This is a genomic window from Alicyclobacillus suci (genome assembly GCF_017329615.1).
Classification (GTDB): domain Bacteria; phylum Bacillota; class Bacilli; order Alicyclobacillales; family Alicyclobacillaceae; genus Alicyclobacillus; species Alicyclobacillus suci.
In genome coordinates this window covers 41,001-59,297 of record NZ_JAFMTW010000021.1, presented here as the reverse complement: position 1 = coordinate 59,297, position 18,297 = coordinate 41,001, and the positions used below count along the sequence as shown (strand labels likewise).

Genomic DNA, 18,297 nt, shown 5'->3' with positions numbered 1-18,297 from the left:
GGGAGACCTCCTGGGAAAGTAGGACGTTGCCAGGCGAGAGAGAAGGGCCCTGAGGGGAACGCTGAGAAGGCGGGACCTTGGGGCTCTTTTTGTGTTGGGGTAGAATTTGTGTTTCATATGTCGCGAATCTGTTGGATGCCACAAATAAGGCAGAAAGGTGCGGTATGCCGCCAGGTCGCCTCGGGGGCCCCGAGGGGTTTCGGGCCTCTTGATCTTATGTTGATGGAGCGGAGGTCCAAGTTATGGAACGCCTTCGACTTCCGTGATAACGTCCAAGGCTTCTGAACCTCAGGTTGATAGATAAATAACAATATGGTTATATATCTGACGGAGGCGCGGCATTGATGAACTTTGAAAGATTAGCGGATACGTTGAAGGCTCTGGCAGATCCGACGCGCCTAAAAGTGATTGCACTATTGAACATTCAGATTGGTATGTTTGCGAGTCTCGCCGAGGCTGGTATATCGCTAAATCATTTGCCTGAGATGACAAATGAGCTAAATGACTTGAATGAGAAGGGATTACCCGCCTAGGGTGGCGGTACGGTGAAGCAATGACACCTATAATCTGGTTAGCGATTGGGGTATTCGTAGTTACCTTAGTATTTGTGATTTGGCAGCCAAAAGGGTTGTCGATTGGCTGGAGTGCATTTGGTGGTGCTGTTCTTGCGCTCTTACTGCATGTTGTTCATTTTGCGGATGTATGGTCAGTTACAAAAATTGTCGGAGATGCAACGCTTGCATTTGTAGGCATTATTATTATTTCAATGGTGCTTGACCAAATCGGATTTTTTGAGTGGGCAGCACTCAAAATGGCACATGCGGCGAAGGGAAATGGGCGAAGGGTTTTTCTATATGTCATTATGCTGGGGGCTGTCGTCTCGGCGTTCTTTGCCAATGATGGGGCTGCACTCATTTTGACGCCAATTGTGCTTGAGAAAGTGAAGTTGTTACAATTTAATCAAAAGAAAATGCTCCCGTTTATCTTGGCGAGTGGGTTTATTGCGGACACGACATCGTTGCCGCTCATCGTGAGTAATCTGGTGAACATCGTATCTGCCGACTATTTCGGTGTGGGGTTTATTCAATACGCTTTGCATATGATAGTACCCGATTTGTTCTCATTTGGCGCAAGTCTCATAATGCTCTATTTGTTCTTTCGCAACGATATTCCCAGTGAATATAACCCGAGTGACTTGCCAAATCCGGCACAGGCCATTCAGCATACGGGAATGTTTAAGGCGTCGTGGATCATTCTCGGCGTGTTGCTGATTGGTTATATACTGACGGAGCTTCTTCATTTTCCTGTATCGGTTGTTGCACTCGCGGTAGCGTGGATTTTTCTAATTGCCGGGTCTAGCACAAAGACCATTACACCTTGGATTACCATTCAGTCCGCACCTTGGGCGATTGTTGTGTTCTCAATTGGTATGTATGTGGTGGTTTATGGGCTTCGAAACGCAGGACTCACGAATTTGCTTGGTCACTTGCTCCAATGGTCGACACATAGTGGGCTTTATGGTGGGACATTGTTGACAGGTTTCGTTGCTGCCATTTTGTCGAGTGTTATGAATAATATGCCGACAGTTATGATTGGTGCGCTTGCCATTCACTCCGCGAGTACTACAGGCGTTATGCGTGAAGCCATGATTTACGCGAATGTCATTGGCTGTGACCTTGGACCGAAGATCACACCGATTGGTTCGCTAGCAACACTTTTGTGGCTACATGTCTTGTCACAAAAGGGCGTCAAAATTAGCTGGGGTCAATATTTCAAGACGGGGGTCATCCTTACTGTTCCAACGCTATTTGTCACGTTATCGGGTTTGTATCTGTGGGTTTCAATCATTCACTAACTTTGGAGGGGAATTGGTGAAAAGGCACTGATTCATCTTTGTGAACGGAGAAGTCGTCCCGCAGCCAAATGGTCGAAGTTGGAAATCTCGAAACGCAATTGGTGGAAAATACAATTACACAATGTCCTTTTACATGGTAGATGCAGGGGCAGGTGTTTCGCCTATATCTATTGGCTATGTCGATGGCCTACTATGGTTTAAGTTATACCGCAGTCGGAAAGGTGGATAAGTAAGGAATAGGCAATACTTAAATTCCGTTGACGAAATATAATTCAACAGAATTTAAGTATTGCGTAATTATAATCTAATCTTATTTAATATTAACAAATTCGAGGTTTGTCAGTTTTGCAAAATCCTCTATTTGTTCGGTTGTTACGGCAAAGGAGAACACGGTGTGGTGACCGCCGCCGTTTTCAATCCATCTGCGGACGCTTTCGCAAAATCCTGATTTTGGTGTCCAAATCTGTCGTGCTACAGGAAGGTTTGGGGCGGGTTCGGATGGCTTTTTACCCTCCACTTCGTACATGATCAGTTTGAAGTGATCTCCAAAGTCTGAAATAGTTAGATTAACTGCATCTCCATCCGATCCGTCAAAAACAAGGCGTGCCGGATCCGCACGGTCTCCTATGCCTAATGGGTGAACCTCTACTTTGATTTTGGAACTTGCCAAAGTTGGATCAACCTCAAGCATATGTGCCCCGAGAATTTCCTCGTGGCCTTTGCTTAAGTTGTACGTGTAATCTTCCATAAAGCCAGTTTTTTTGTTATGCGCCATGATTTTAATTAATCGGTCGAGGGCTGCAGTTTTCCAGTCACCTTCTCCGGCAAAACCGTATCCCTCTGCGTTCAGCCTTTGAACAGCCATACCAGGGAGCTGTTTCATGCCCCAAAGGTCTTCAAAGTTGGTAGTGAATGCTGAATATCCTCCTCGTGTGAGGAACTTGCGTAAGGCAATTTCAATTCTGATTTGTTCTTTCACATGATCCTCAAAATACTGCGGGTCATTTTTTCCAATTACAAACTCATATTTATTTTTACACTCTGTGTAAGTTACTTCAATTTCTTGATTTGTAACTTGGTTCATTTCTGCAACAAGATCACCAATGCCGTAGTAATCAACCGTCCACCCGAACTGAATCTGTGCTGCAATTTTATCTCCGTCCGTCACTGCGACATTGCGCATATTATCTCCGAACCTTGCCACCTTAATATTGAAGCTCTCGTTGTAGGCCACTGCAACATCCATCCATCTTCCAATTTGACTGTGGACATTCTCATCTTTCCAGTGGCCGACAACGACTTTATTATTTTTATTTAATCTCGCATTGATAAATCCATACTCACGGTCACCATGGGCGCTTTGATGTAGGTTCATGTAATCCATATCAATGGTGTCCCATGGAATATGGTCAAGAAATTGTGTAGTCAGATGGAGAAGTGGTTTTTGTAATAGTATTGTTCCTCTGATCCAGTTTTTTGCGGGTGAAAATGTGTGCATCCAAGTGATTACGCCCGCCACATCATCGTTATAGTTTGCTTCTTTCATAATTTGAGTAATACTTTCAGCAGTCGTAGCCACTGTTTTAAAGACGATTGGATAAGGTAAATGCCTACTTTTATTTAATTCTTCAATTATTTTCACGGTATTGTCTTTAACTGCGTCCAATGTTTTTTTGCCGTATAGATGTTGACTACCAACTATAAACCAGAACTCATAATTTTTTGTTTTTAGCATTGAATCTTCTCCTTAAGCGATAATGATCAATTAGTGCATACCCTTCTGTCCGTAATAAGCATGGCTACCATGCTTTCTCAGAAAATGTTTATCGAGAAGATTTTGGTCTATATCAATATGATGTGGGTTCAGTTGCAGCGAGTGATAGGCCATCTTGGCCACTTCCTCTAAAACAACCGCATTGTGTACGGCCTCATGGGCAGATTTCCCCCATGTAAAAGGACCATGGTCATTAACAAGTACGGCCGGAATTTGATCAGGGTTAATTTGACGTTTCTCAAAGGTCTCTACTATGACATCTCCGGTTTGTTTTTCATACTCATTGAGAATTTCATCTTTTTTCATAAGTCTCGAGACGGGAATTGGACCATAAAATGTATCGGCATGTGTCGTACCTGCTGCAGGAATATCAAGTCCTGCCTGAGCAAATGCAACAGCCCAAGGAGAATGTGTATGAACGATTCCTTGGATGTTGAGAAAATGTTTGTAGAGGACACAGTGTGTGGGTGTATCGCTTGACGGATTTAAATCACCCTCCACCACGTTTCCGTCCAGATCGACAACTACCATTTTTTCAGGGGACAATGTGTCGTAGTTGACACCACTTGGCTTAATTACAACTAGGTTAGCATCCCGATCAATTCCGCTTACATTTCCCCACGTGAAGGTCACCAAATCATATTGAGGCAACAACATGTTTGCTTCGTATACTTGTTTTTTTAAATCCTCTAACATCTTGGGATCCTTCCTTTGATATGGAGTCTTTCTGTTGAATCATGAATTAGATTGAATGTTTTTCCTGTTAATTTCCAGGTATTAACCGCTTACAGAAGGAATGCTATATTTTTTATACGGATAAGTCAATATGTATTTAAAATTATTCGTATAAATTATTCACAGCATGCTGCTTTTGAGTATAGGATGGAATTAACTTCATGTGTTTCTAATATCGATGCTTTATTGATACATGTATTTGAAAATAATTAGATATCGTCTAAACATCAAGAGAAACGGTAAATTATAAGCCTGAACAGGTAAAACACGCTATGCACCGAGTCTGTAGCTTAAAGGTAAAATCATACGGACTTATATTTTATAATTGATTTATATGGATAAATATGCTACATTTCGCTTTGAAAGCGCTTATAATTCCACCTGGGTGTAAGCGGAAACAAGAGGAGGCGGCAGCGGCATTCGTATTACTGTGTATGAATTTTTTTGTAGAAAAAGTGATAAGTTGAGGAGGAATTTGAAATGGTTGAGGAAAAGAAGATTCCGAGCCGCTTGATTTATTTTTTTGGAGCGTTTGGTGGCATTCTTTTTGGCTACGATATAGGGGTTATGACTGGTGCTTTGCCTTTTCTAGAACGCGATTGGAATCTTCAAAACAGTGCTGGGGTTATTGGCTGGATTACTTCCGCGGTTATGTTTGGAGCGATTTTTGGAGGGGCTTTGGCCGGGCAACTTTCTGATCGCTTAGGGCGACGGAAAACAATTTTAATATCCGCCTTAATTTTTGTAGTCGGATCAGTTTTATCAGGAATAGCGCCTCATAATGGGCAAGGTTATTTGATTGGAGTTCGAATTTTATTAGGATTAGCCGTTGGTGCTGCTTCAGCGCTAGTGCCAGCTTATATGTCGGAGATGGCCCCTGCACGTTTGCGCGGGCGCCTGTCCGGTATTAATCAAACAATGATTGTTTCCGGGATGCTACTTTCATATATTGTCGATTTTTTACTGAAAAACTTACCTGAAACAACTGGGTGGCGGTTGATGCTTAGTCTGGCAGCAGTGCCTGCTTTGGTTTTATTTTTTGGCGTATTACGGTTACCTGAATCGCCGCGTTTTTTGATAAAAAATAACAGGCTTGATGAAGCGCGTAAGGTGTTAAGTTACATTCGCTCCACCAGCCAAGAAATTAGCGTGGAAATCACACAAATTCAAGAGGCCGCTAAAGTTGAGGCTAGAGCAAATCAAAAAACAGCATGGAGTACGTTGCTCAGTGGTAAATATCGCTATTTGTTAATTGCTGGAGTAGGAGTGGCAGCCTTTCAACAATTCCAAGGTGCTAATGCGATTTTCTATTACATCCCTTTAATTGTGCAAAAGGCGACAGGGCACGCAGCGAGCTCAGCGCTGATGTGGCCAATTATTCAAGGCGTAATTCTCGTGGCAGGCTCACTCGTGTTCATCGTGATCGCTGACAAATTTAATCGTCGTACTTTATTGACGGTAGGCGGCACTATTATGGGGTTATCCTTTATTTTGCCTGCAATATTGAATGGATTAATTCCGAATGCGAATCCCATGATGATTGTTGCTTTCTTGTGTATCTATGTAGCACTTTACTCATTCACGTGGGCGCCTATTACTTGGGTCATAGTTGGTGAAATTTTCCCATTGGTCATTCGTGGACGTGCGTCAGGATTAGCCTCATCATTTAACTGGATTGGCTCTTTTTTGGTCGGATTATTGTTTCCAATTATGACTGCTTCAATGTCTCAAGAATTTGTTTTTGCAATATTCGGAGTCATTTGTTTACTTGGGGTTTTATTCATACGGATATGTGTTCCTGAAACTCGCGGACATACCTTGGAGGAAATTGAAAAAATTCGAGGAAAGAGCGCTGGGGGTAAATTAAATGAACTTGGTAGAAACGTCTAAGGCGATTGAACAAGGGAATGTTTCATTAGGCATCGAATTGGGGTCAACGCGCATAAAAGCTGTATTAATAACGGATGACTTTCATACGATAGCTTCTGGAAGCTGTGTTTGGGAGAATAAATTTGAAAATGGAATTTGGACTTACTCATTAGATGAGGTGTGGATGGGAATTCAACGAAGTTATGCGCAAATTGCAGCAGACGTTCAAGGCAAGTACCACATTGGTTTGAAAAAAATCGGTGCGATTGGTGTAAGCGCTATGATGCATGGATATTTGGCATTTTCGAAGAATGGTACTTTGTTAACACCTTTTAGAACATGGCGCAATCATATTACCGTGCAGGCTGCTGATGCGTTGACGGACTTATTTAATTTTAACATTCCACAAAGATGGAGTATTGCCCATCTGTATCAGGCGATTTTAAATAAAGAATTGCATGTAGATGATATCGGTTTTATCACCACTTTAGCTGGTTACGTACACTGGAAATTATCTGGACAACGGGTTTTAGGAATTGGAGATGCATCAGGTGTTTTTCCGATTGACGAAGTTACAGGAACTTACGTTGCGGATTTTCTAGACAAATTTGAGAGTATAGAGAACGTGGCGCAATACCAATGGAGTATTCGGGATATCTTGCCGAAAGTTTTACGAGCTGGTGCGTATGCAGGGAGGCTGACTCGGGAAGGCGCTAAATTATTAGATGTTCATGGTGTCCTCCAAGAAGGCAGCTTAATGGCTCCGCCAGAAGGGGATGCCGGTACGGGCATGGTTAGTACGAATTGCGTGCGTAAACGTACTGGCAATATATCAGTCGGGACTTCTGCCTTTTCAATGGTTGTGCTTGATAAGCCATTGAAAAAAGTTTACAGAGATATTGATATTGTTACGACCCCAAGCGGTGCGCCTGTGGCGATGGTTCATATCAATAATTGTTCATCTGATATCAATGCGTGGGCAAATCTATTCAAAGAATTTGCAGAGCGCCTTGGTATAGAACTGACCATGGATCGCTTATATGAAACATTATTTTTATCTACGGTGAAAGCTGATCCGGATGCTGGTGGATTAATCAATTACAGCTATTTGTCGGGCGAAAATATTACCAAAATGCCCGCTGGACGGCCGCTTTTTGTGAGACACCCTAGTAGTTCCTTTACATTAGGGAATTTTGTTCAAACACAGTTGTATGCTGCATTTGCTCCGCTTAAAATTGGCATGGACATTTTGAAAAAAGAGGAACAGATTGAGACAAATGTGCTGATTGCTCAAGGTGGTCTATTTAAGACACAAGTTATTGGGCAGCAAATTTTGGCCAATGCATTAAATACACCGATTACTGTGATGAGTACAGCTGGTGAAGGTGGTGCTTGGGGTATGGCAGTATTGGCTGTCTATTCCAAATGCGGAAGTGAGCGTGTCAGTTTGGAGGACTTTTTAGATCAAGAGGTGTTTACTGACCCGGGTAGTGTGACGTTGAATCCAGATCCTGAAGGTGTTTTGGGATATGAACAGTTCATAAAAAAATACCAGGATGGGTTGCCGATTGAGTCTATGGCCATTCAGTCCATTCCATAGTAGCAGAAGCCTGTAATTACGAATGTGCAAACCGTCACGATATCAGACAAAAAGGGAACCTGGCGATAGATTACAAGGGTCCTAGCCCGCGTCGGATAAATGTAAATTGACACGGGCTATGGCTTTTTTATTTTAAGGTGTATGGCATACCGAATCCGCAGTTTCTGGTACAATTAAAGTACTATCAATCTCGAATCTGTCGCGGATGGTTATTAGTAGGATTTCCTGTTGATGAATGAAGTTGAGTTATTTTCGCGTTATTTCGCGTTATTATTATAATAATCACTGTTTCTTAAACTGATGAATTAAGGGAAATCACATGACGAAAAAGTACGAGCGAATTAAGCAAGATATTACAGAGAAAATCCTTTCAGAAGTATATAAAGTAAATGAGAAGTTGCCGACAGAATCGGAACTCATGGAGATGTATCAAGTGAGCCGATTCACGGTTAGACATGCGATTGGTGAACTGGAGAAAGAGAATTTTGTTTACCGGATTCAGGGTGGAGGGATGTTTGTAAACGATTGGAAGGACAAACCTCGACCGAACATTCATAATAAGACAATTGGTCTGATTACAACCCATATAGCAGATTATATTTTCCCCAATATTATCGCGGGAATTGACAATTATATATCTAATTACGGGTACTCCGTTTTGATTGCCAATACACAAAATAATCCGGAGAGGGAACGAAAAAGTTTAACAAACTTGTTGTCGAATAAGCTGTCGGGATTGATCATTGAGCCAACTCGAAGTGCTTTAAATAACGACAATAAAAGCATTTACGAAAATATTAAATCGATGGGCATCCCTATGCTCTTTATTAATGCCATCTATGATGGTTTGGACATTCCTTATTTAGTAATGGATGATGTCAAGGTTGGGGAAATGGCTACGGACACCTTGATTTCCCATGGGCATAAACAAATTGTGGGTATATTTAAGGTGGATGACAAACAGGGAATCCATCGTATGAATGGTTATATTAAGGCTTATCAGGCTCACCCCGAAATCTCAAATATGGGTGAAATTATGATGTACCAGACTGAAGAAAATAAAATCAACTTATTTAAAAAGCTGTATACAATTCTGACGAGGCCCAAGTTTGCTCCAACTGCAATCGTTTGCTACAACGATCAACTGGCCATTCAAATCATTAAATTCGTGGAGGAAATCGGTTTGAAAATCCCTGACGATCTTTCCATTATCGGTGTTGATGATTATCAATTCTCGCAGTTTATCAGTCCTGGATTGACAACGATTCGGCATCCTCAAGAAGTAATGGGCCTGGACGCTGGTAAAATGATTATTAATTTGATAAATAACCAACCCGTCACGTCAAAGGTATATGAGCCGGAATTGATTGAAAGGGGTTCGGTAAGAGCGATTCATTCGCCTAAGGACTCAATTCAAAGAGGCGAAAAAGGAAATTAATAAATACGCTCGGTTCCCCTCCCCTGACTGAGATTGGCTACGGGTTAAATGGAATACCTCCTAAAAACCAAAAAGATTTAGCATCATTATCATTTTTTCTTTCTGTACACAAACATGCGACCTGCGGCTGCCGGTAGGGGCGCAGGAATTAGGAGATATCGAGCAATGGCGATATCACACATTACGCATTGAGGTTCCCTATGCATTGTCTTGTTGGATGGCTTTGGCGAGATCGCGATAGACGGCCACTTGTTCGGAGAGTTTCATGCGCACAAGGCCGCTCGTACCTGGCGCCACGAAGAATTGCGTGTGGCAGGTGACGTCGGTTGTGGGTTGAAAGCCCCAAGCGACTTTTTGTTTGCGCGAATACTGTTGATAGACACCCTTCCCCACAAAGCACGCAAATGCTGGTTCATATTTCTGAAGCGTTTGCCGCAGGCGCATAGCGCCCTCGCGATATTCTTGTGTGGTGACGTCACTTGCGCGGGGCGTCGGACGCTGTACGAGGTTTGTGAAACCGTACTGGTATTCGTCGAATAGAATCCGGCTCTCGCTGGGTGTGAACAGGCGGTTGGTGAGTCCGGATTCATATAATATCCGATAAAATCGGTTGTTGGGCCCAGCGTAATTCCAACCGGTTTGGGCGGAAGCTGGTGATGGGTTGAAGCCGATAAACAAAATTCGTAATCCGGGCTTCAGGAGTTCCGTCTTGGGCTTCGTGTTCATCAGTCCTCCATTGTCCCTAGAGTTGGGTATGGGTTTTTGCATATGTCATGTTTCAGGCCTCTCGTGTGAAGCAAGGACCCCAAGCGCAATCAGCGCTCGCACGAAGCACGATTGTACCTTCGTTGTTAGCTTGCCCTCTTTACGTGTAATCTGCAAGCCTTCGGTTTGTTGGGATGGATGCTCTGGGCTGGTCGCCTGCGAGTCAGTCACCGGAGGATACTTGCATGAAAAAGACGGCTGCCGGGCGCGTTGCCGGACAGCCGTCTTCGTGGTGCTATCTCGTCATGCTAGTGTGAATTAGGTAATTGATTACAAGTCGAGGTAGAGATGGAACTCATATGGATGTGGCCGTTGGTTCATCGGCTCAATCTCGGTTGTCTTCTTCAGGTGAATCCAGTTGTGGATGAAGTCCTTGCTGAAGACGCCACCTTCGAGTAGGTATTCGTGGTCATCTTCGAGTGCAGCCAAAGCGCGCTCGAGGGATGAAGGCACAGCCTGAATTTTTTCTTTCTCTTCCGCAGGCAGGTCGTAGATGTTCTTGTCGTAGGGGCCGAAGCCAAGTTCGGTCGGATCGAGTTTGCGACGGATACCATCCAGCCCGGCCATGAGCATCGCGGCAAAGGCGAGATATGGGTTAGCTGTGGCGTCTGGCGTGCGGAACTCGACACGGGCCGCTTTTGGTGAGATGGCAGCGACAGGAACGCGGATAGCGGCACTGCGGTTGCCTTTGGAGAAGACCAAGTTAACGGGCGCTTCGAATCCTGGAACCAAGCGCTTATAGGAGTTGGTGCTCGGGTTGGAGAACGCGAGGAGGCTAGGTGCGTGATAAAGGATACCTGCGATATAGTGGCGCGCGATATCACTCATCTTGCCGTAGCCCGCTTCGTCGTAGAACAACGGCTGTCCGTCTTGGAACAGACTTTGGTGGACGTGCATGCCGGAACCGTTGTCGCCGAAGAGCGGTTTTGGCATGAAGGTCGCAACCTTGCCGTTGCGGCGTGCAACCTGGCGTACAATGTATTTGTAAAGCATCGTGTTGTCAGCTGTTTTGGTCAAAGTGTCGAAGCGAAAGTTGATTTCCGATTGTCCAGCGCTGGCCACTTCGTGGTGGTGGCGTTCGACGCGAATGCCTGCGTTCATCAATTCTTTGACGATGTCCGTGCGGATGTCGTGCAGGGCGTCTGTTGGCGGTACCGGGAAATAACCGCCTTTTGTCTTCACTTTGTAGGCGAGGTTCGGGCCATTCTGTGCGCTGCCTGTGTTCCAGACGGCTTCTTCGGAATCGAGTGCATAGAACGAAGATTCAGGAGAAGAATGGAAGCGAACGTCGTCGAAGAGGAAGAATTCGAGTTCCGGACCAAAGAAGGCTGTGTTGGCGATGCCGCTGTCAATCAGATATTGTTCCGCTTTTTCAGCAATATATCGAGGGTCGCGGTCGTACCGTACACCAGAGGGGTCATATACTTGACATTGAAGGGCGAGGGTGGGGACGTTGAAGAAGGGATCGACATAGGCGGTGTCTAATACAGGACGCATGACCATGTCGCTTTCTTCAATGCCTTTGAACCCTTGAATACTCGATCCGTCGAACGGCGCACCGATTTCAAGCAGTTCATCCGTCACCTCGACCGCCGGGATGGTGACGTGGTGCTGGCGACCGGCGGGATCGACAATGCGGAAGTCCACCATCTCTATGTGCTTAGATTGAATGAGATCTAAGATTTCCTGGGTGTTCACGGACTACACTCCTTCATCGAGGATATCGATTGTATCTCTTTCAAAAACATGCAACGATCATAAGAATTATTGACGGCAGACGTCAATAAGTTTTGTAAGGTTTCTTTACGTGGTTCGACAAATTCTGCACGGGAGGCGGAAAATGTATGCAGCGTGCCATCACGTTGGAAGTCGAGGGAATGACGCTTCGCGGCATGGAGCATGTGCCGGAGGGCGCAGAACAGAACCCTGTACCGGCAGTCATTTTGTTTCATGGGTTCACCGGAACGAAGCTTGAACCGCACCGGTTGTTCTTGAAGATTAGCCGTGCGCTGGAAGCACAGGGGATTGCGTCGTTCCGCTTCGATTTCATGGGCAGTGGCGAGAGCGATGGTGACTTTGAGGACATGACGGCGTCGACGGAGATTCGGGATGCCAAAGAAATTCTTGCGATGGTGCGGCGTGACAAACGAATTTTGCAGGATAAGGTTAGTCTCTTAGGGCTGAGTATGGGCGGGTATGTGGCCGGAATCGTCGCTGGAGATTTGCCTGATGCAGTGCATAAGTTGATGCTGTTGGCACCTGCTGGAAACTTGCGGGATATCATGCAGGCGGTCGCGGCGGAGAGCGGTGTGCAAGACGACGCGCGCGAGTTCGATCACGGCGGAGACGTCGTCGGTCGCGGTCTGTACGAGGATGTGATGCGGATTGACGGATTTGCCCGCGCGAAGCCATTTCGGGGTCCGGTGCTCTTGGTTCATGGTACCGGAGACAGTGTCGTTCCGTACCAGGTGTCTGTCAAATATCGGGACGATGTCTATGGGAATGCGGCGGAATTGCAGCTGATTGAAGGGGCTGATCACACGTTTAATAGCCGGCCGTGGGAGCAGGAAGTGATTCGCCGCGTCGTGTCCTTTGCAGCGGCAGAGTGAAGTTTGAGTCGCGGCTAGTTGGTATTTGATTCACTGAGCGGATGTGCTAGGGAGAGGAGAACTGTGGTGGATAAGATTTTTGTACTGGGTGCAGGCGCGATGGCGGAGTCCTTTATTAAAGGGGTGACGCAGGGAGGCGCGGTGGATGCCAGGTCGATTTATGTCATCAATCGGCATCGGCCAGATAGGCTGGCTGAACTGCGTGAAACATACGGTGTGATGCCTGCTGAATCGATGGAAGCTGCCAGGGAGGCTGGGGTAATTATCCTGGCGGTGAAGCCGTATGATATGCGATTGGCCCTGGTTGAATTGTCTCCGTATTTACATGGGCAGTTGATTATTTCGTTTGCCGCTGGCATTCCGATTGCATTCATGGAGGATGTGACGCTAGGACGCGCGCAAATTATTCGCACGATGCCGAATGTGCCCGTAGCGGTACTGGAGGGCGCCATCGCGATGGCGACGGGTGCGAGTGTGAATCGCGAAAGTGCGGATGTGGCAAAACGCTTGCTTGGAAAAATCGGAATAGTCGTAGAGTTGGAAGAGCAGTTGATGGACGCAGCGACTGCCTTTTCGGGCAGTGGGCCTGGGTTTGTCAGCTATTTCCTCGAAGCGATGGAGGATGCGGCGGTCCAGTTGGGTTTTTCTGCGGAGTTGGCGCGGCAATTATTGATTCAAACGGTTGTCGGTACCGCGAAAGTGCTAGAGGAGTGGCGCTTGAGTCCTGCTGAATTGCGGCAATTGGTGACCTCGCCCAACGGCACGACGCACGCTGGCTTAACGGTACTCGGCAATTTAGGGATGCGCGAGGCGATTGCACAGGCTTTAGTGCAAGCGGAAGGCCGGTCGCGCGAAATGGGGGAACAGTACACCGCGGTCGAGTAGCGGGCTGTCAATCTGCTGTTGCGCAAACGGCGCAGCCCGCCGATGTTGAGTACTGTACGCAACCCACTATGTAGTCTGCGGGAGTGCCACGCTGGACGCAGACTCAGTGCGCCGTGTGGCCGTGGAGGAGTTGAACCACGTGGTGCAGGACAGGTTGAATGATTTCGAAGCATTCGTCAACGCCGTTCGGGTTGCCAGGGAAATTGATGATGAGCGTTTGGTTTCGCACGCCGACCACTTGTCGTGAGGTCATCGCGAATGGCGTTTTCTCTAGTGTGCGCATGCGCATGGCTTCTGCCATCCCTGGTATGGTGCGCTGGATGACTTCGCTGGTCGCCTCTGGCGTCACGTCGCGCGGGCCGAGGCCTGTGCCGCCGGTGGTTGCAATCACGTCGACTTTCAGCGTATCGCTCAGGTACGTCAGGCATTGGACGATAGCTGCTTTGTCGTCGGGGAGGATTTGTGTGTGTATCACATCAAACGCCTCGTCGCGCAATCTCGCGGCGAGCCGCGGCCCCCCCGTGTCCTTTCGCGTTCCGTAATGTGCGCCGTCGCTCAAGGTGATGACAGCCGCTGTGTGTCTTGTCACAGATAACCCTCCTGTTCTCTCATCAGCAAATACTTCAACTAGCAAAAAGCATAACACAGGAAGAACGTTCTTTTGGTGTCGCGGCAAATGTGCGAAAATAAGGATTAGGAGGTGTTCATTGTGTCACTACATACAGAGTGGATTCGGTATGGAAGCGAACAAGTGTACTCTGGGTATCTCGCAAAGCCAGAGCGGGCTGCGGATGGGCAACCAGCTGTTGTCGTATTGCAGGAAATTTGGGGAGTAGATGATCACATTCAGGATGTCACGCGGCGCTTTGCACAAGCGGGGTATGTCGCATTTGCACCAGATTTGTATGCAGAACACGGCGCGCGCCGACTGGGGCTCGACGTCTCAAGCATTGAGGCAGTGAAACGTTTTTTGAACGAAGTGTCACCGGCGGTTTGGCACGATGCTTCCGCCCGTGAAGAGGCGTTGTCCAAGCTGCCTGAGCCTGATCAGACGACGATTCGCACGACGTTTGGCACGTTGTTTGGTGGGCTTAATCTGGATGCTTACGGTGAGCAGTTGATATCTACGACGGATTTTCTCCGCAATCACTATTCGACAACCAGTGGTCAACCTATCGTTTCAGTTGGATTCTGTATGGGTGGAGCATTGAGTGCCATTCTTGCGGCGACGGATGAGAAACTGGCGGGCGCAGCGATTTTTTATGGCCGTGCACCGTCTGAAGAGCAGATTGCGAATATTGCTTGTCCAGTGCGCGGTTTCTATGGGGCTTTAGACGAAGGGATTACGAGTCAAGTTCCCGGTTTTGCACAGAAGATGAAGGAAAAAGGCAAGTCGTTTTCATACAAAGTGTACGAAAATGCACATCACGCGTTTTTCAATGACACACGCGCTTCGTACAACCCGCAGGCGGTTCGTGCGGCATTTGCAGAAGTTCTTTCATTTTTTGACGAAGTCACACGTTAAACGAAGTGGTGCGCTAGCGACTGGTAGCACGATGCCACAACCTCTCCAGGGTATCGATGTGCTATCATAAGTGCATGATACCCTGCGAATGATGGAGGGCAACGACTTGAGGGAAAACATAGATGCCATGAGTCACTACGCACAGTGGCTCAATCAACCGCACCTACCGGATAATTTGAAGACCGAATTGCAGGCGATTGAGGGGAACGTCTCCGAGATTACAGCTCGGTTCGGCGCGAATCTCGATTTTGGAACCGGTGGCCTTCGCGGCGTGATGGGCGCTGGACTCAACCGTTTGAACATTTATACAATTCGTCGGGTGACGCGGGCGCTGGCCGAACATGTGTTGGCGAAGGTGCCGGACGCGAGACATCGCGGTGTTGCGATTGGCTATGACTGTCGCCACAACTCCGCGTTGTTCGCGAACGTTGCGGGGCGCACGTTGGCTGCTGCTGGTGTGAAGGCATATGTGTCCCCAGTTCTTTGCCCGACGCCCGAATTGTCGTTCGCCGTTCGCCAACTGGGCGCAGCTGCCGGCGTGATGATTACGGCGAGTCACAATCCACCGGCGTACAACGGCTATAAGGTGTACAACGAGCACGGCGGGCAGGTGTTGGAGGGCGATGCGGCCGATATTCGCGAGAGGATGATTGCTATCGGGAATATTTTTGACGTCCCGATGTTAGGTGAAGCGGACGCGGTGGAACAAGGACTGTTACTCGCCACGCCGATTGCCGTCCGCCATCGTTATCTCGATGAAATCGTCCAATGCGTGAAAGATATCTCCGTGGGACAGCACGCGCGGCATCAGTTGGGCATCGTCTATACACCGCTGCACGGCACAGGCCTTGTGCCCGTGCGCGAGGTCTTAGAGCGCGCTGGCTACAGCGACGTGCATGTGCTGGAAGCACAGGCCGAGGAAAATGGGGACTTCCCCACAGTCAAAAGTCCGAACCCTGAGGAACCTGAGGCGCTGGACATGGCGATTCAGGCTGCGACGGCGCGTGGGGCGGAGTTGGTCATGGGGACTGATCCGGATGCAGATAGAGTCGGCGTTGCAGTTCGCACCAAATCGGGTCGCATGCAACTGTTGACGGGCAATCAGGTGGGGGCACTGCTCGTCGACTACGCTTGCACGAAGCTGGCTGAGCAGCGGCATGTGACGAACCCAATTGTCTTTAAAACCATTGTGACATCTGATTTTGGCGCAGAGATAGCCCGGAGTGCGGGCATTGCTGTGGAGGAGACGCTCACTGGGTTCAAGTATATCGGAGACAGAATCACAGCGCATGAACAGGCGGGCACACATCAACTGTTGGTTGGGTATGAAGAGAGTTACGGTTATCTCTTGGCGCCTATCGTCCGCGACAAGGACGCTGTGCAAACCTGTCTTGCGATTGCGGAGATGGCCGCGTTCCACCGCCAAAACGGACTGACGTTGGTCGACCGGATTGAAGCCCTCTATAAAACTTATGGCTACTTTCAAGAGGATTTGTTGAATATCGCGCTGGAAGGCGACGACGGTGTGGCGCGTATGCAAAAGGCGCTTGCGGATTTGCGCCAGCAGCCGCTCGTAGTCGAGGGGATGGATCTTTTATACGTCGAGGACTATTTAACTGGAATCCGCCATTTCATCCGCGCGGACAAGTCAGATGAACGACTGACGCTGCAAAAGTCAGACGTCCAGAAGTTCGTCTACGAGAGCGGTGATTGGGTCGCGATTCGTCCATCTGGCACCGAGCCGAAGATGAAAGTGTACGCTGCAGTGCGCGGCGCAAGCCACGCGGATGCGAAGCAGCGACTGGCTGCGCTAGTGGAGGCCGTTCAAAAACGCGTCCAGCTGTGAGCGTGGGATAGCCCCGCCTGCCAATCCATCTGTCAATCATGATGAGAGCCGGTGTGTTGCCCTATGGGTGGCACGACCGGCTCTTTTTGACGCGTTTAGACTGGTTGGCTAAACTGGGGAAGGATATCACGTGAGGCGGAACATTACTTAGTTAAAGCAATCGTTAGGGGATGATGTGCATCGAAAAGTGGAAGCGGACCCTCTATATTTTGTGGTTGGCGAATTTTTGTGTGGCCGCTGGCACGAGTCTGATTATTCCTTTTCTCCCCTTGTACATCGAGAGTTTAGGCGTTCATTCGGAGACGGATATCGCCCATTGGTCCAGTTGGGTATTTGCCGCTCAGTTTGTCACGTCGTTTGTATTTCAACCGGTTTGGGGCGCGTTTGCAGACAGGCGCGGGCGCAAACTGATGTTGTTGCGCGCTGGATTCGGGATGGGCGTCATGACCGCTTTGATGGGGCTTGTGCACGCGCCTTGGGAATTACTGCTGCTACGGTTCGTCAATGGTGTGTTCTCGGGCTTTATCTCGATGGCTGTCTCACTTCAGGCTTCTGTGACACCCCCGGAGAAAACTGGGCGCGCGCTTGGAATGTTGCAGACGGGCAGCGTGTCCGGCAGCCTTATTGGCCCGCTCGTCGGCGGTGTTCTCGCGGAGGCCCTAGGGTATCACGGCGTCTTTTTCTTCACGGGTGCGATGCTGATTGTGGCGAGCCTCATCGTCCTGGTGTTTGTGCACGAGAACCCGGTGGCGCAAAAAGAACGGCAAAAACAGAAAGCGAGTTGGCACGAGTTGGTGCCGCTTTGGCCAGTCTTTTTGGCTACGTTTATGACACAACTCGCGATGATGTCTATTGAGCCGATTGTCACCATCTTTACACGAGATATCTATCATGGTGCAAATTTGTCTATCATCGCAGGATTGGTTGTCGCCATGTCTGGTATCGCCAACCTGATTGGGACGCCAACACTCGGACGCCTTGGCGACAAAATTGGTCAGCGAAAAGTGCTTTTGTTCGCGCTCATCTTCGCTGCGCTTTCGTTTATTCCGCAAGCTATTGCGCATAGTCTAGGCATGCTTCTTGTGGGGCGGTTTTGTTTAGGGTTATTCCTCGGTGGCATGATTCCGTCGCTGCAAGTGCTCGTCCGCAAACTGGCACCTGTGAATATCCAAGCGACTGCCTTTGGTTGGAACTCGAGTTCAATGTTTCTCGGCAACCTCGTAGGGCCACTTGTCGGAGGAAGTGTGGCCGCTGCTTATGGTATCCGATCCGTCTTTTACATCACACTCTCCCTTCTCCTGGCCAATGCGGCGGTGGTGGCGTTAAATCGCAAATTGGGGAAGTCGGAACCTGTAGGACACGTTGCCTCGAAGTGAGGCGACGATGTCCTAGTGTT

The 18,297-nt window shown here is 48.0% G+C and carries 15 protein-coding genes; 10 read left to right on the top strand and 5 right to left on the bottom strand.

Annotation, left to right across the window (positions count from 1 at the left end):
- The first annotated feature begins 344 nt into the window (after positions 1-344).
- Both J3482_RS11750 and J3482_RS11745 read left to right on the top strand, forming a co-directional pair.
- Positions 345-533 (top strand): helix-turn-helix transcriptional regulator, encoded by a 189-nt coding sequence (locus tag J3482_RS11750; protein WP_146823933.1) that lies wholly within the window; start codon positions 345-347, stop codon positions 531-533.
- A 20-nt stretch (positions 534-553) separates the two neighbouring features.
- Positions 554-1,855 carry an arsenic transporter gene (locus tag J3482_RS11745; RefSeq protein WP_236018172.1) on the top strand — a complete coding sequence of 434 codons (1,302 nt, stop codon included), beginning with the start codon at positions 554-556 and terminating at the stop codon, positions 1,853-1,855.
- 310 nt (positions 1,856-2,165) lie between these two features.
- On the opposite strand, the gene araA is transcribed toward J3482_RS11745, so the two are convergent.
- Both araA and J3482_RS11735 read right to left on the bottom strand, forming a co-directional pair.
- Positions 2,166-3,590: an L-arabinose isomerase gene (araA, locus tag J3482_RS11740; protein ID WP_146823876.1), complete on the bottom strand. Its 1,425-nt coding sequence runs from the start codon at positions 3,588-3,590 to the stop codon at positions 2,166-2,168.
- A 30-nt stretch (positions 3,591-3,620) separates the two neighbouring features.
- On the bottom strand, positions 3,621-4,325 hold the full coding sequence (locus J3482_RS11735) for an L-ribulose-5-phosphate 4-epimerase (protein ID WP_146823877.1): 705 nt from the start codon (positions 4,323-4,325) through the stop codon (positions 3,621-3,623).
- A 519-nt stretch (positions 4,326-4,844) separates the two neighbouring features.
- Between J3482_RS11735 and J3482_RS11730 the strand changes: the two genes are divergently transcribed.
- From J3482_RS11730 to J3482_RS11720, 3 genes are all read left to right on the top strand, one after another.
- Complete coding sequence (locus J3482_RS11730; RefSeq protein ID WP_206917083.1) at positions 4,845-6,254, top strand: sugar porter family MFS transporter; 1,410 nt, start codon at positions 4,845-4,847, stop codon at positions 6,252-6,254.
- Positions 6,232-7,833 carry a xylulokinase gene (locus tag J3482_RS11725; protein ID WP_206922458.1) on the top strand — a complete coding sequence of 534 codons (1,602 nt, stop codon included), beginning with the start codon at positions 6,232-6,234 and terminating at the stop codon, positions 7,831-7,833. Before J3482_RS11730 ends, J3482_RS11725 begins: the two co-directional genes overlap by 23 nt.
- A gap of 319 nt (positions 7,834-8,152) precedes the next feature.
- The gene (locus J3482_RS11720) at positions 8,153-9,271 is read left to right on the top strand and encodes a GntR family transcriptional regulator (protein ID WP_146823880.1); all 1,119 of its coding nucleotides are present in this window, start codon (positions 8,153-8,155) and stop codon (positions 9,269-9,271) included.
- Positions 9,272-9,469: 198 nt separating this feature from the next.
- Here the strand turns inward: J3482_RS11720 and J3482_RS11715 are convergent, their stop codons facing one another.
- Positions 9,470-9,997, bottom strand: coding sequence for a mismatch-specific DNA-glycosylase (locus J3482_RS11715; protein WP_206917088.1), 528 nt, complete (start codon positions 9,995-9,997; stop codon positions 9,470-9,472).
- 309 nt (positions 9,998-10,306) lie between these two features.
- Positions 10,307-11,734 carry a type I glutamate--ammonia ligase gene (gene glnA / locus J3482_RS11710; protein WP_146823882.1) on the bottom strand — a complete coding sequence of 476 codons (1,428 nt, stop codon included), beginning with the start codon at positions 11,732-11,734 and terminating at the stop codon, positions 10,307-10,309.
- A gap of 146 nt (positions 11,735-11,880) precedes the next feature.
- Between glnA and J3482_RS11705 the strand changes: the two genes are divergently transcribed.
- On the top strand, positions 11,881-12,645 hold the full coding sequence (locus tag J3482_RS11705) for an alpha/beta hydrolase family protein (protein WP_206922457.1): 765 nt from the start codon (positions 11,881-11,883) through the stop codon (positions 12,643-12,645).
- A gap of 66 nt (positions 12,646-12,711) precedes the next feature.
- Complete coding sequence (proC, locus tag J3482_RS11700; protein ID WP_146823884.1) at positions 12,712-13,530, top strand: pyrroline-5-carboxylate reductase; 819 nt, start codon at positions 12,712-12,714, stop codon at positions 13,528-13,530.
- A gap of 103 nt (positions 13,531-13,633) precedes the next feature.
- Here proC and J3482_RS11695 read toward each other — a convergent pair whose 3' ends face one another.
- Positions 13,634-14,119, bottom strand: coding sequence for a MogA/MoaB family molybdenum cofactor biosynthesis protein (locus tag J3482_RS11695; protein WP_206922456.1), 486 nt, complete (start codon positions 14,117-14,119; stop codon positions 13,634-13,636).
- Positions 14,120-14,239: 120 nt separating this feature from the next.
- Here J3482_RS11695 and J3482_RS11690 point away from each other — a divergent pair, with 120 nt between their 5' ends.
- From J3482_RS11690 to J3482_RS11680, 3 genes are all read left to right on the top strand, one after another.
- A complete protein-coding gene (locus J3482_RS11690; RefSeq protein WP_206922455.1) occupies positions 14,240-15,055 on the top strand; it encodes a dienelactone hydrolase family protein in 816 nt (271 codons plus the stop codon).
- Between the two features lie 106 nt (positions 15,056-15,161).
- Complete coding sequence (locus J3482_RS11685) at positions 15,162-16,901, top strand: phospho-sugar mutase (RefSeq protein WP_223204213.1); 1,740 nt, start codon at positions 15,162-15,164, stop codon at positions 16,899-16,901.
- Between the two features lie 173 nt (positions 16,902-17,074).
- Positions 17,075-18,277, top strand: coding sequence for an MFS transporter (locus J3482_RS11680; protein WP_223204214.1), 1,203 nt, complete (start codon positions 17,075-17,077; stop codon positions 18,275-18,277).
- Positions 18,278-18,297: the final 20 nt, after the last annotated feature.